We start from the raw sequence: 13,812 nt of genomic DNA, 5'->3' as shown, positions 1-13,812 counted from the left end.
AGCCCTGCGCCCAGATTAATGCTTTGTCTTTTTGAGTCCCGCCAGCACGCTGAACGGATTCTCTTTTTTTGGCGCTTCCGGCTCAGCCTCGGACCCATCAGGTTCGAACGCAGTGAGCTCCTCTCCTGCCGGACACTCATTCCTGTCGTGCAGAGGGAACGGCGGCAGCACCAGCAACAATTCGTCTTCTACCATTGACCACAGATTTGCAGTGAAATCTTCAGTCAGGAAGGGCTCGAGATCTCGCGGCAGTTGTTGCGCCTGCTCATCACTGGTAACCAATCCCAGGCTAAACCGGGAATTCAGTGTCACCGGCATGGAACCCATGCAACGTTGGCACTCCAGGTTAACAGGAGCCTCCAGCTCACCCGAGACAACACGGCGACGCTCACCATCCATATAAAAAGACAGCTTAACGCTACACGCGGCCCCTTCATCAACCCCCAGAACCGCTTCCTGAAAACGAGTCAGGTCGCCGAGGGGAATAGTTCCCTCCAGCGTACTGTTCTGTTCTGCCAATCGGTAAGGATCGACAGTTTTTGGCAGTTCGGTAGGTGACGCTTTTGACATAGGCGCGCAATTTTAGGGGCGGAACCTCCGACTGTCAAAGACTTCCTTACGTTTTGGGCCAGCGTTCTCCGGGGAATAGGTGTATTTTACGATAATGAACGGTACGATCCGGCTGAAACTGCTGCAAACCAACCACCGGAAATGCTTCTATGCCGCCATTACCGATACTGCTGGCTTCCTCATCCCCCTACCGACGGGAACTCCTGGCGCGACTGAATCTTCCTTTTGAGTGCGCAAGCCCCGACATCAACGAAACCCCACTGCCCGGAGAGACGGGTGAAGCCCTTGCCCTTCGGCTCGCGGAACAAAAAGCCAGAGCACTGGCGGCACGACACCCCAACCACTGGATCATCGGCTCAGACCAGGTAGCCTGCCTGCCAGACGACACCCTGCTCAACAAGCCGGAAAACCATGAAGTCGCAACCAGGCAGCTGACCATCAGCAGCGGCCAGCATGTGCGATTCCTGACAGGCCTGGCACTGTTAAATTCTCAGACAAACAACATCCAGACCTGCTGCGAACCTTTTTCCGTCTACTTCCGCGCCCTGACACCGGAGGAAATCGAAGCTTACCTGCGCAAGGAGCAACCCTATGACTGCGCGGGCAGCTTTCGCATGGAAGGGCTCGGCATCACGCTTTTTGAGCGACTCGAAGGGAGGGACCCCAACAGCCTGATCGGACTGCCCCTGATCGCCCTGATTGACATGCTCAGAGCATGGAAGAGGAACCCACTGCTGGAACCCTGACCGCACAAACGGCTTTCAGCGCAGCTCCATCCGGGACTCCATCAACTGACTCGCGACACCCTCGCCAAGGGATACCCCCAACTGCCCGACAATCTCCTGCCATGGGGACTCTCGATGGGTGTAGTCAACAAAGTCCTCAGCACCAACAACCTCACGGGCAACCCATGAGGAGCTGCCCAGGCCATCAATCAACCCCAGCTCCAACGCCTGCTCACCACTCCAGACCAGCCCACTGAAAAGCCGATCGTCACTTGCGAGTCGATCCCCCCTTCCCTGTTTGACGGCAGCAATGAACTGTTTGTGCGTATTTTCCAGAACACCCTGCCAGAATTCGACTTCCCCGGGCTGCTCCGGAGAGAAAGGATCCAGGAACGCCTTATTCTCACCAGAAGTGTAAAGCCTGCGCTCAACGCCCAGCTTATCCATTATGCCGGTGAACCCGAAACCTCCGGCTACCACACCAATAGACCCTACAAGGCTTGCCCTATTCGCATAGATCTCGTCTGCAGCGGATGCAATATAGTAGGCACCGGAGGCCCCGATATCGGAAATGACCGCGTAAACCTTCTTATCCGGATATTCTTCTCGCAAACGGCGAATTTCATCGTAGATGTAACCGGACTGGACGGGGCTTCCGCCAGGACTGTTGATCCTCATAACCACAGCCACCGCATTCGGCTCTTCAAATGCCGCACGCAGCGCTCCCACCACATCATCTGCGTTAGCACTTTCATCAGCCGCAATAGGCCCCGCCACCTCGACCAGCGCGGTATGCCTGTGGCCAGCCACCTCATCCAGCGAATCCCCAATCGGAAATTTGATAATGAAGAGCAAGGCGAACAGGTAGGCAAACATCAGAAATTTGAAGAAGATCCCCCAACGACGGTGTTTTCTCTGCTCGGACTGCAGCGACATCACCAGCTTTTCAATCAACTTCCAGTCCCGCGCGCTTTCAGGCGGCAACGACGGAGACTTCCTGCCACCTTGCGATGACACCTGTTCAACCGGCTTATCGCCCCACTCTGGCGATTTATCCGAATCCCAATCACTCATAACTGATTCCTGCCTACACCATTAAAACGGAAATGCCGATCATAGCCCCAGAACCCGACGCAGTTCCGGGACAGTATCCACAATCGCATGAGGCGCATAGTCACTCAGAACATCTCGTTTATGCACACCCCACTCGACACCGATGGAAGGCATACCAATACGCTGGGCCATATCAAGATCGTAGCGGGTGTCACCAATCATCACCGCTTCCGCCGGTTCAATACCGTAAAACCGGATGATTTCCTCGAGCATTGTCGGATCGGGCTTGGAACGCGTTTCGTCGGCACAGCGCGTGATTTCAAAGTGCCGCCCCAGACCACTCGTATCCAGAGCCCTCGAAAGACCGCGACGACTCTTCCCGGTGGCAACAGAGCACCCTCTCCCGGACAATCGGATATCCGCTACCACATCGGCCATGCCGGCGAACACATTTTGCGGCGTTGTTACTTTTTTAAAGAAATACCCCGCATAGCCCTCGCGAATCGAATCCATCTCCTGGCGACTCAACCCCGGATACAACTTCTCCAGAGCCTCAACCATCCCCAGGCCTATAATGTCGCGATAGGCCTCCCGCTCCCTCGCCGGGTAGCCAAGATCCGTTGCCGCCTGCTCGAGACTGTCGGCAATGTGCTCCACGGAATCCACGAGGGTTCCGTCCCAGTCAAAGATCACAACCTTTACATTCATGAATCACTTCCTGTTGACCGCGCCTCCAACTTTTTCAACACGGCATTAAATACTTCATCATACGGAGCCTCAAGGCGCATGGACTCCTCCGTACCCGGCAAGCGAAACTCCAGAGCCCGGGCATGCAACATCAGACGCAGACCACCTACAGCCCTGAACGCCTTCTGACTGGCGTCATCCATATACTTGTCATCGCCGGCGATAGGATGCCCGGAAGACGCACAGTGAACCCGAATCTGATGAGTGCGTCCGGTCACAGGCGAAGCCTCCACCAGACTGTACCCTTCGTACACAGCCAACCGACGAAATACCGTCAGGGACTCCTTGCCCTCGTCACTTACCTTCACCCGCCGCTCGCCGTTTGGCATTTCATAACGCAGAAGCGGCGCATCGACCCGGGTCAGACTCTCCGGCCACACACCCGCAACCAGAGCGTGGTAGGTTTTTCGGATGCGTTTCTGGCGTAACTCATCCTGCAGAAACCGCAGCGAAGACCGCTTTTTGGCCACCATCACCAGGCCAGACGTATCCCGGTCAAGCCGATGCACCAACTCCAGAAACCGGGCGTCCGGACGAGCTGAACGCAGCACTTCAATAAGGCCAAAGCTCAATCCGCTTCCGCCGTGAACAGCGATACCTGACGGCTTATTGACGACAAGCATCTGCTCATTCTCGAAGATGACCGCCGCCTCCATAACCCCCTGCACACGAGCCCCCGGACTGACCTGCTCAGGCTTCTCCTTCTGCGTAATGGGCGGGATGCGCACCTGATCACCGGACTTCAACCGGGTGTCCGGCTTAACTCTCCCCTTGTTTACCCGCACTTCCCCTTTCCGGACAATCCGGTAGACAATACTCTTGGGCACCCCCCGCAAACGGGACAGCAGAAAATTATCCACCCGCTGGCCATCATTATCTTCATCTACCGTGACCCATTGCACACCGTGACGGACTTCTCCCCCGCCGACAGCGGCTGCTCTCCGGTCATCAGTGCGACCTTGCCTGGCAACCGGCCGGGCACCCGCCCTTTCGGGCTTACGCGTTCTATGTCCTGAAGGTTTTTTGGTGGTCGCAGACTTGCGAGACATGAGATTCCTTATGGCTATCTTTGCAGCATTGAACAGCTGCCCGAATACTGTTATATTCCGGCGTGCTCTGCCGTTTGTCTACGGCCTGATCCAAAACTCTGGTCAGAAGCCGGAGCGGCAGAAGTATACCGACACTATTGAAGAGTTTGAACGCCGTGCACCCATACGCTTAGCGGGAACGGCGAAAGAGAACAGAAGAACTCCCGGAACTCCAGGGTTAGCCAAAAAACGGCAACTTGACTGGCACCGGGAGAAGAAAAAACCGAACGGAAAACCGTCGGGCGACATCGCGAAGATTCATTGTCACGCAAGGCCGGGCCGTCCAGCTTACGAATACGACGTGAGACCCAGGCACCTGTGTGAACCTGAAAACGGATAACATGCGTCAACAGACACAAACAGTACACGACCTCCCCCTGCCAGCAGGCAGTCGGACCGTCGGCATTGGTTTACAACCAAGGAAATCACGCCCTATACGGGTCTGATTCGTCTGACTGCCGGCCCCACAATTGCTGTAACAGGGCCTGCAGTGCGCACATCCTGCTTCGCTGATGCGAACCCCCGTGGTTTTCTGTCAAAACCAAACGACAGGAACCTATTCCTTCCATGAAAAGAATGCTCATCAATGCAACTCACCCTGAAGAGTTGCGCGTAGCACTGGTCGATGGCCAGCGACTGTTTGATCTCGACATCGAATCAAGTACCCGCGAGCAAAAGAAAGCCAACATCTATAAGGGGCGCATCACCCGTGTCGAGCCGAGCCTCGAGGCAGCCTTTGTTGATTTCGGCGCGGAACGCCACGGCTTCCTCCCCCTGAAAGAAATCTCCAAGGAGTATTTCAAGAAATCTCCCGGGCAGATCGAAGGCAAGATTAACATTAAAGATGTGGTCTCCGAAGGCCAGGAAGTCATTGTTCAGGTCGATAAAGAAGAGCGTGGCAACAAGGGCGCAGCCCTTACCACCTTCATCTCTCTGGCCGGCCGCTACCTGGTTCTGATGCCCAACAACTCCCGTGCCGGCGGCATTTCCCGCCGAATCGAAGGCGAAGAGCGGGCACAACTCAAAGAGGCCATGAGCAACGTTCAGGTACCCAAGTCCATGGGTATCATTGTACGCACAGCAGGTATTGGCCGCAGCACCGAGGAGCTCCAGTGGGACCTGGACTACCTGGTACAGTTCTGGGAAGCCATCACACAGGCTGCCGGTGAGCGCAAAGCCCCCTTCCTGATTCACCAGGAAAGCAACGTCATTATCCGCGCGGTACGCGACTATCTCCGCCAGGATATTGGCGAAGTGCTCATTGATGCTGAAAGCGTTTACGAAGATGTCCTCAACTTTGTTCGCGCCGTCATGCCCACCTTTGAGAACAAGATCAAGCTGTACAAGGACGAAATTCCGCTGTTCAGCCGCTATCAGATCGAAGGTCAGATCGAGACTGCATTCCAGCGCGAAGTCAAACTTCCGTCCGGGGGCTCCATTGTCATCGATCCCACCGAAGCCCTGGTTTCTATCGACATCAACTCCTCCCGGGCCACCAAAGGTCACGACATTGAGGAAACCGCACTCCAGACAAACCTGGAAGCAGCCGAAGAAATTGCACGCCAGCTGCGCCTTCGCGATATGGGCGGCCTGATCGTTATCGATTTCATCGACATGACGCCGGCCAAACATCAGCGCGAAGTCGAGCACAAGATGCGTGAAGCACTGGAAATCGACCGCGCCCGCGTTCAGGTCGGCAAGATCTCCCGCTTTGGCCTGCTCGAAATGTCTCGTCAGCGCCTGCGCCCGTCTCTTGGCGAAACCCGCAGCGAAGTCTGCCCTCGCTGCGAAGGACAAGGCACCATCCGGGGCATCGAATCCCTGGCTCTGAGCATCATGCGCCTGATCTACGAAGAATCTTCGAAGGAGAAGACTGGCGAAGTCCGCGCGGTGGTTCCGGTATCCGTCGCCACCTTCCTGCTGAACGAGAAGCGCCGCCAACTGGCCGACATCGAACGTCGCCAGGAAGTGGATGTCGTTGTTGTGCCGGTCCCTCACATGGAGACTCCGCACTTCGAAATCCTCCGCATTCGCCAGGATGAGGCGGCGCCGGAGCACGTCTCCAGCCACCAGGTAGCCCAGGAATACAACGAACGCGAAGAAGAAATCTTTGAGGCGCCGACTGTTGAGCGCCCGGTTCGTGAACAGGCCGCCGTAAAGGCCGTTCGCCCTGTCGCTCCAGCCCCTACCCCAGGAGCAAAGGTCGAGGAATCCAGCGAACAGGAAGAAGGCATCTTCCGTCGCATCGGCCGCAAAATTGCTTGTTTCTTCAGCGGAGAGGAAGAAGAGTCAGGCCAGAGCGAAAAGAGCGCCCAAGAAAGCCGCAATGACCGTCGCAATCAGGGCCGCCAGGATCGTCGCAAATCCCGCGTCGCCCGCGATGATCAGCGCTCCGGAGAAAAGCGTAGCGGTAGCGAACGCCGCCAGGGAAGCCAGCAAGGCCGCTCCGACGACAATCGAGGCAATCGCAGTCGCACCCGAAATGATGATCAGGGCAAAAGCACCCAAAGCCGAAGCTCACAGGGTCGACAAAGCCAGGACAAGAGCACTGACGATAAGGGTAACGACAACCGTCGTGACAACCAGGGTCGCAGTCGCAACCAAAGCCGTAGCAAGCAGCGGGACCAGAAGGACAACCGTGATCGCAAGGATCTGAAGGACAGCCAGGATACTGGCCAGAAGGGTCAGAGCAGCGAGAACAAAGGCAACGACGAAAAACGTCGCAAGCCCCGCCGCCAGCGCGGTCGTGACGGCTCGCCTGAAGAGAAGGCAACATCCACGCCGGCAGACCGTAAAGCCGCGCGCAGTGAAAAGCACCAGAAAGACACGCAACCGGAACAATCCGGCGATAGCCGCAAGCAGGATACAAAGCCGCAAGCGGAGAAGTCCTCTGGCAAGCCTGAGAGCAAAGCCGAGTCCAAGCCAGAAGCCAAGGCCGATGACAAGGCACCTGTGAAGCAGGAGCCGAGCAAAGCAGCAGCCCTACCCAAGGCTGATCCCAAGGAAGAAGCAGGCAAAGATGAAGCCAGGCAGCTAACTGCAGAAAAGGCTCCCGAATCCGGAGAAGCGTCCGCGAAACCGGCGGCGCCAAAGGCCGCTGAAGCGCCCGCAGCCGAGCCGAAGAAACAAGACGCCGCGACAGAGGATAAGAGCTCTTCCGAGGCAATTGCCGCGTCTGCAGACGCAAAACCCGCTACAGCCGAGCCCGCTAAAACCGAAAAGGCCAAGCAGGAAGCCCCCCAGGCCAGCGCTAAAACCAAGGAAGCGGCCTCTTCTGAGACCAAAACAACGGCCAAGGAAGAGCAAGCTTCAACCAAGACCAGCGCGCCCGCCGAAGAAAAGGCTCCGGAGCAGAAGTCTTCAAGCAAGGCTCCTGTCGCCTCTGAAGTTACTGCCACCGAGCAGAAGCCGGTCGAGCCGAAAAAGCCCACCGCTACTGAAAAGCCGGTTGCAGAGAAGGTCGAAGCGCCAAAGCAGGGTAAGCCAGCCGGGGAAGCCAAGGGAGCTGAAACCACAGCTTCTGCATCCGAACAGGAAACTCCGAAAGCAAAAGCGCCCGAGCCGAAACCGGCTCAGCAGGAAAGCAAACAGCCACAAGCTGACCAGAAGCCGGAAGCTGACCTTCCTGTTACTCCGGGACGCGCCTACAATGATCCTAGGGAAGTCCGTCGGCGCCAGCGCGCTGCGGAAGAGGCCAAAAAGGCCGGGGAGTAACTGATCGATGCTATCGAATTCCGACATTGAGGCGCTGGAGGACATCCTGTTCGCCGAACCCTGGGGCGACGATGCCCTGGACTTCTTCGGCCTTCACGGTGTGGTATGCGCCAGCGTTATCGGTCCGGTAGAACTTGATGCCAGGGATATCTTCTGCCTCGCGACCGGGGTGGAAGATATTGCCGACAGCAAGGTTCCCGAGGTATTCAGCCGCTGCGTAAAGCAGTTGGCTGAAGGTATGGCAAACGCTCTGGACATGGGCCAGGCGCTGGAATTGCCAGAGCCCGAAGACGGCGACCCGATGAATGCCCTGGAAAACTGGTGTGCAGGCTTTGTAGACACCTTCCTTGAGCACGAGGAAGAGTGGCTGGAGAGTGCGAGCGAGGAAGAAACCGCTGATCTGATGGTGCCGATGCTGACGCTGTCTGGCCTGTTTGACGACGAGGACTTCAAGAAGGTGCGGAACAGCGACAAACTGTCACGCCAGATGGCGGATGCCATCCCTGACGCCCTGACCGACCTCTACTTGCTGTTCCACGCCCCGGATTAAATCGGGGACGGAAGACCAACAGGTGCTTTGAAATGATGCCAGACTGGCTCCAGCCCGTCTGGCATTTTCATAATCTTTCCCAGTTCACACCAGGGTGCTCCGGGAAAATGGAAATCACTGCCTTGTGACGCCAACAACCCTTCCCGCCGGCATAGCTCTGCCAGGAACCCCAGATCGCCGCTGGATTGCCCCGAGGTGGACACCTCAATGCCACGCCCCCCTGCTCTGGAAAAATCTTTCACCAGATCGCGGAGCTTGGTGGCAGTAAGCTGGTACTTCCTTGGGTGAGCGAGAACGGCAACGCCGCCAGCACCGCTAATCCACTGAACCACCTCAGGTAATTCCGGCCAGAAAGCCTTCACATCCCCGGGTTTACCGTTGCCCAGATAACGCTTGAAGGCTTGAGCCGGATTACGCACGATGCCGCACTGCACCATCACTTCCGCGAAATGCGGCCGGCCAGGCACATCTCCGCCAGCTACTGCCGTCGCCTGGTCAAGCAGATCGTCCACTTTCAATCGGCTCAACCGGTCAGCAATCGTTCTGGCCCTGGCCCAACGATTATCATTTTGCCGTGCGAGCGCTGCCAGGAAACGCTCATCCTGATCATCAAAATCCAGACCAACAATGTGAATGGTCCGCCCCTTCCATTGGCACGATAGTTCAATCCCAGGAATCAATGTAATTCCGTGCAACCGGGCCTCAGAGCGCGCTCCAGCCAGGCCCGCAATAGTGTCATGGTCGGTTAATGCCAGATGCGTCACACCACGCTCTGCCGCCCTCTTCAGAAGCTCTGAGGGGGATAGAGCGCCATCCGATGCAGTGCTGTGGCAATGCAGATCGATGCACAAATCAGGGTGTTGCGGTATAGTCACGTGGAGTCCTGCTTAAGTTGAGGGTCCAGTATAACAGCCCTCCCCGGGCCCTGTATTTTCCATTCCGCCGCCATGTTCGGCAGAAGTTCATCCAAGGGAGTTTTGAATGTATTACGCCATTATCAGCGAAGATGTCGAGAACAGCCTGCCCATGCGCATGGAGGCCCGCCCAGCCCATGTGGAACGCCTGCAGGCCCTGAAAGAGGAAGGTCGCTTGCTTGTAGCAGGCCCCCATCCGGCTATCGACACCCCTGATCCTGGCGATGCGGGATTTTCCGGTAGCCTGGTCGTCGCAGAGTTTGACTCACTGGAAGCCGCGCAGAGCTGGGCTGACTCTGACCCTTATATTGAAGCAGGCGTTTATCAGAAAGTGGTCGTCAAACCTTACAAAGTTGTCCTGCCATAAGGAACGGCAGCAGTCGATGAGTTTATTGTAATGATGGCCCGCTTGAACGGCGGGTCATCTGTGACAGAATTGCGTCTTTAATCTCATAATCTATTTTCTAATTGTCCAACTCAGGGAAAGCATCCAGTGACGCCTTTTCGTCTCATTCTCAGCACAATCTTGATTCTGTCCTCAGTCGCGGTCGCCCAGGCCAAAACCGTGTGGGTGGACGACATGCTGTACCTACCGGTCCGTTCCGGCGCAGGCACCCAATACAGGATCATCGAGAATGCTCTCCCCAGTGGAACACCATTGGAACTGCTCGAGACAAGTGACTCCGGATATACCCGGGTTCGCACACCGAAAGGCAATGAGGGCTGGGTAGCAAGCCAGTATGTCAGCGAAACACCGGTAGCCGCGGATCAGTTAGCTCGGGCGAATCGTCAGCTGGAGCAAGCCCGGGAAGAACTGTCTCAGGCCAAAGAACAGCTGGCACAGGTCACCTCCGAGCGTAATTCGCTGGAAAGCTCCGAAACGGCCCTGTCTTCACGCTCACAGGACCTCCAGCAGGAGCTCCAGCGCATCAAGAATATCGCTGCGGACTCTATCAACCTTGAGCGCAGAAACCGCGAACTCCTGGAAGAAAACCAGAAAATCCGCAACGACCTCGAAGTACTGACAGCCGAAAACGAACGACTCGAAGCCAGCAAGGAATCCGATTTCATGCTACTGGGTGCAGGCCTCGTACTTGGCGGCGTGCTACTTGCACTGATTATCCCTATGCTGAAACCAACAAGAAAAACTGACAATTGGGCATGACGCTATGAAGGACTACTCGGAAAAGCGCGATTTTCACCGCATGCAGGTGAACTCGAAAATCGAAATCACAAATAGCAAGGGCGAGGTTTTCACGGGAACCTGTCGCGACCTGAGCGCAACCGGCATGCAACTGTTTGTTGACCGACCGGTAGCCGTAGGCGAAGAGCTGAAAACGGTTCTCCACCCTACCGGCGACGCCATTCCGCCGCTGGAAACCGTGTGTGAAGTACTGCGGTGTGAACTGGAGGGGGACGGTTTCCTGATCGGAACCACCATCAATGAAGTGACCTGAACCCTCAGGTCACACGCAATTCCAGGGGTGGGCACGGGGGTGTACCAGCAGCCCGGCCCCGCCCCCCCCGGAATCACCGAAAAGCCTCAGACCAGAGGCTTCTCAGACACGATAATGCCGTTATTATCAGCGTAGATGTACTGGCCCGGGTAGAACGTAACCCCGTGGAACTTGACCGGTACATTCAGATCTCCAATTCCACGCTTTTCCGTTTTCATAGGTACGGTACCCAGAGCCTGGACGCCCAGATCCGTTTTGCCGATCTCATCGACATCACGGATGCAGCCATAGATTATCAGCCCTGCCCAGCCGTTCTTGGCTGCTTTTTCAGCCAGCATATCGCCCAGAAGCGCGTTACGCTTGGAAGCACCGCCATCTACAACCATCACCCGGCCGTTACCCGGCTGCCCTACCTGCTCCTTGACGACCGAGTTATCTTCGAAGCACTTGACGGTGACAATCTCACCGCCAAATGCCTTGATACCACCGTAGTTATTGAAACCGGGCTCAACTACCTGCACATCCGGAAACTCATCGCACAGATCAGGCGTAATAATATCTGCCATTTGTCGCTCTCCTATTCCTGGATTGAATAATGGGGCTCAGTCGATCTTTTCATCGGCCAGGAAGAACCAGGTATCCAGAACCGAATCCGGGTTCAGAGAGACAGTGTCAATACCCTGTTCCATCAGCCACTTGGCAAGGTCCGGATGATCGGACGGTCCCTGACCACAGATACCGATGTACTTACCTGCCTTCTTACACGCCTGAATCGCGTTGGACAGCAGCACCTTGACCGCATCGTTACGTTCATCAAACAAGTGAGCAATGATGCCAGAATCCCGGTCCAGCCCCAGAGTAAGCTGAGTCAGATCGTTGGAACCAATGGAGAAGCCATCGAAATGCTCCAGGAACTGATCCGCCAGCAAGGCATTGGCCGGCAACTCACACATCATGATAACCCGCAGGCCGTTGTCGCCACGCTTCAGGCCATTCTCAGCCAGCAGATCCACAACCTGCTTCGCTTCACCAACCGTACGAACGAATGGCACCATGACCTCAACATTCGTCAGGCCCATTTCATTACGAACCTTCTTCAGGGCACGGCACTCAAGCTCGAAGCAATCCCGGAAGGTTTCCGAGATATAACGGGAAGCACCACGGAAGCCCAGCATCGGGTTTTCTTCGTCCGGCTCGTAGAGCGTACCGCCAATCAGGTTGGCGTATTCGTTGGATTTAAAATCAGACAGACGAACAATGACCTTTTTCGGCGCAAATGCCGCAGCCAGGGTAGAGATTCCCTCAACCAGTTTGTCTACGTAGAAATCAACGGGAGAGTCATAGCCCGAGATACGCTTCTCAACAGTCTGCTTGACGTCGCGAGGCAGGCCATCAAAGTTCAACAGCGCCTTCGGGTGTACGCCGATCATACGGTTGATGATGAACTCCAGACGGGCAAGTCCAACGCCTTCGTTCGGCAGCGCCTGGAAGTCAAAGGCACGATCCGGGTTGCCTACGTTCATCATGATCTTGAACGGTATATTCGGCATGGAGTCTACGGTGTTCTCGCGCAGTTCGAAGTCAAGTGCACCCTCGTAAATCATGCCGGTGTCGCCTTCGGCGCAGGAAACGGTAACTTCCTGACCTTCTTTCAGCAGCTCGGTGGCATCACCACAGCCCACAACCGCAGGGATACCCAGCTCACGGGCAATGATCGCTGCATGACAGGTCCGGCCACCGCGGTCCGTGACAATCGCAGAAGCACGTTTCATGACCGGCTCCCAGTCCGGGTCGGTCATATCGGTAACCAGAACGTCGCCGGCCTGGACCCGATCCATTTCGTTAATGCTGGTGATCACCTTGACCGGACCACTACCGATCTTGTGACCGATACTACGACCTTCCACCAATACCTTGCCGGTTTCTTTCAGCAGGTAACGCTCCATCACATTAGCTGATGCACGGCTCTTGACTGTTTCAGGACGGGCCTGAACGATGTAGATCTTGCCGTCATCACCATCTTTGGCCCACTCGATGTCCATCGGGCGCTCATAGTGCTTCTCGATGATCATGGCCTGCTTGGCCAGCTCTTCGACCTCAGCATCAGTAATGGAGAAGCGGTTACGCTCTTCCTGATCAACCTTGACGGTCTCCACGAACTCACCCTCGCCCGGGTTGCTGTGGTAAACCATCTTGATGGCCTTGCTACCAAGGTTACGGCGCAGCACAGACGGCCGGCCTGCAGCCAGAGTCGGCTTGTGTACGTAGAATTCATCCGGGTTTACAGCGCCCTGAACCACCGTCTCACCCAAGCCATAGGATGCAGTCACAAATACCACATCACGGAAACCGGATTCGGTATCCAGGGTGAACATAACGCCACTGGCCGCGGTTTCACTTCGTACCATTTTCTGGATACCCGCAGACAGGGCCACCAGTTTGTGGTCGAAGCCATGGTGAACACGGTAGGAAATCGCGCGATCGTTAAACAGAGAAGCGAAAACCTCCTTCACAGAGGTGCGCACCTGCTCCAGGCCGACGACGTTGAGGAACGTTTCCTGCTGGCCCGCAAAGGACGCATCCGGCAGGTCTTCTGCGGTAGCAGAGGAACGCACCGCAACAGCCATATGCTCGTTTCCGCTTCGAAGCTTGGCATAAGCCTCTTCCAGAGCAGTCTCCAGAGCTTCGGGGAAGTCTGTATCAATAACCCACTGGCGAATCTGGGCGCCCACACGAGCCAGTTCGTTCACATCATTAACGTCCAGAACATCCAGAGCGTTATCAATCTTGTCTTTCAGTCCGTCGGTGGCCAGAAACTCGCGATAGGCATGAGCCGTAGTCGCGAAACCGCCCGGGACGGTAACACCTGCGTTGGCGAGATTACTGATCATTTCACCGAGAGAAGCGTTTTTACCGCCCACCCGGTCTACATCGGACATTCCCAGGTGATCAAACCAGATAATGTAATCTTCCAAAGCACGTCTCCCTTGAATC

The 13,812-nt window shown here is 56.1% G+C and carries 14 protein-coding genes; 7 read left to right on the top strand and 7 right to left on the bottom strand.

Annotated elements, in window-relative coordinates; genetic code table 11:
* Nucleotides 1-15: 15 nt before the first annotated feature.
* Entirely contained in the window at nucleotides 16-570 is a 555-nt protein-coding gene (locus FWJ25_RS05710) for a YceD family protein (RefSeq protein WP_149599301.1), read from the bottom strand.
* A 149-nt stretch (nucleotides 571-719) separates the two neighbouring features.
* On the opposite strand from FWJ25_RS05710, the gene FWJ25_RS05705 reads away from it, so the two are divergent.
* Nucleotides 720-1,316 carry a Maf family protein gene (locus FWJ25_RS05705; protein WP_149599300.1) on the top strand — a complete coding sequence of 199 codons (597 nt, stop codon included), beginning with the start codon at nucleotides 720-722 and terminating at the stop codon, nucleotides 1,314-1,316.
* Between the two features lie 15 nt (nucleotides 1,317-1,331).
* On the opposite strand, the gene FWJ25_RS05700 is transcribed toward FWJ25_RS05705, so the two are convergent.
* The 3 genes from FWJ25_RS05700 to rluC are packed head-to-tail and all read right to left on the bottom strand — an operon-like array spanning nucleotide 1,332 to nucleotide 4,144.
* Nucleotides 1,332-2,369 carry a S49 family peptidase gene (locus FWJ25_RS05700; RefSeq protein WP_149599299.1) on the bottom strand — a complete coding sequence of 346 codons (1,038 nt, stop codon included), beginning with the start codon at nucleotides 2,367-2,369 and terminating at the stop codon, nucleotides 1,332-1,334.
* A gap of 39 nt (nucleotides 2,370-2,408) precedes the next feature.
* Nucleotides 2,409-3,056, bottom strand: coding sequence for an HAD family hydrolase (locus FWJ25_RS05695; RefSeq protein WP_149599298.1), 648 nt, complete (start codon nucleotides 3,054-3,056; stop codon nucleotides 2,409-2,411).
* Nucleotides 3,053-4,144 (bottom strand): 23S rRNA pseudouridine(955/2504/2580) synthase RluC, encoded by a 1,092-nt coding sequence (gene rluC, locus FWJ25_RS05690; protein WP_149599297.1) that lies wholly within the window; start codon nucleotides 4,142-4,144, stop codon nucleotides 3,053-3,055. Before rluC ends, FWJ25_RS05695 begins: the two co-directional genes overlap by 4 nt.
* A gap of 10 nt (nucleotides 4,145-4,154) precedes the next feature.
* On the opposite strand from rluC, the gene FWJ25_RS05685 reads away from it, so the two are divergent.
* The 3 genes from FWJ25_RS05685 (at nucleotide 4,155) to FWJ25_RS05675 (ending at nucleotide 8,447) form a co-directional block, all read left to right on the top strand.
* Nucleotides 4,155-4,523 carry a hypothetical protein gene (locus FWJ25_RS05685; RefSeq protein ID WP_149599296.1) on the top strand — a complete coding sequence of 123 codons (369 nt, stop codon included), beginning with the start codon at nucleotides 4,155-4,157 and terminating at the stop codon, nucleotides 4,521-4,523.
* Between the two features lie 227 nt (nucleotides 4,524-4,750).
* Nucleotides 4,751-7,897: a ribonuclease E gene (rne, locus tag FWJ25_RS05680; RefSeq protein ID WP_149599295.1), complete on the top strand. Its 3,147-nt coding sequence runs from the start codon at nucleotides 4,751-4,753 to the stop codon at nucleotides 7,895-7,897.
* Nucleotides 7,898-7,904: 7 nt separating this feature from the next.
* The gene (locus FWJ25_RS05675) at nucleotides 7,905-8,447 is read left to right on the top strand and encodes a YecA/YgfB family protein (RefSeq protein ID WP_149599294.1); all 543 of its coding nucleotides are present in this window, start codon (nucleotides 7,905-7,907) and stop codon (nucleotides 8,445-8,447) included.
* On the opposite strand, the gene FWJ25_RS05670 is transcribed toward FWJ25_RS05675, so the two are convergent.
* Nucleotides 8,444-9,322, bottom strand: a complete 879-nt coding sequence (locus FWJ25_RS05670; protein ID WP_149599293.1) for a PHP domain-containing protein — start codon at nucleotides 9,320-9,322, stop codon at nucleotides 8,444-8,446. The genes FWJ25_RS05675 and FWJ25_RS05670 overlap by 4 nt on opposite strands.
* 106 nt (nucleotides 9,323-9,428) lie before the next feature.
* Here FWJ25_RS05670 and FWJ25_RS05665 point away from each other — a divergent pair, with 106 nt between their 5' ends.
* From FWJ25_RS05665 to FWJ25_RS05655, 3 genes are all read left to right on the top strand, one after another.
* Nucleotides 9,429-9,728, top strand: a complete 300-nt coding sequence (locus tag FWJ25_RS05665; RefSeq protein ID WP_149599292.1) for a YciI family protein — start codon at nucleotides 9,429-9,431, stop codon at nucleotides 9,726-9,728.
* Nucleotides 9,729-9,854: 126 nt separating this feature from the next.
* Nucleotides 9,855-10,526, top strand: coding sequence for a TIGR04211 family SH3 domain-containing protein (locus FWJ25_RS05660; RefSeq protein ID WP_149599291.1), 672 nt, complete (start codon nucleotides 9,855-9,857; stop codon nucleotides 10,524-10,526).
* A 4-nt stretch (nucleotides 10,527-10,530) separates the two neighbouring features.
* Nucleotides 10,531-10,818 carry a PilZ domain-containing protein gene (locus tag FWJ25_RS05655; RefSeq protein WP_149599290.1) on the top strand — a complete coding sequence of 96 codons (288 nt, stop codon included), beginning with the start codon at nucleotides 10,531-10,533 and terminating at the stop codon, nucleotides 10,816-10,818.
* Nucleotides 10,819-10,904: 86 nt separating this feature from the next.
* Here the strand turns inward: FWJ25_RS05655 and rraA are convergent, their stop codons facing one another.
* The gene (gene rraA / locus FWJ25_RS05650; RefSeq protein ID WP_149599289.1) at nucleotides 10,905-11,384 is read right to left on the bottom strand and encodes a ribonuclease E activity regulator RraA; all 480 of its coding nucleotides are present in this window, start codon (nucleotides 11,382-11,384) and stop codon (nucleotides 10,905-10,907) included.
* Nucleotides 11,385-11,420: 36 nt separating this feature from the next.
* Nucleotides 11,421-13,793, bottom strand: coding sequence for a phosphoenolpyruvate synthase (ppsA, locus tag FWJ25_RS05645; RefSeq protein WP_149599288.1), 2,373 nt, complete (start codon nucleotides 13,791-13,793; stop codon nucleotides 11,421-11,423).
* Nucleotides 13,794-13,812 lie beyond the last annotated feature (19 nt).

Source organism: Marinobacter salinexigens, from assembly GCF_008370345.1.
GTDB classification, from domain to species: domain Bacteria; phylum Pseudomonadota; class Gammaproteobacteria; order Pseudomonadales; family Oleiphilaceae; genus Marinobacter; species Marinobacter salinexigens.
This window is presented reverse-complemented; position numbering and strand designations above follow the sequence as displayed.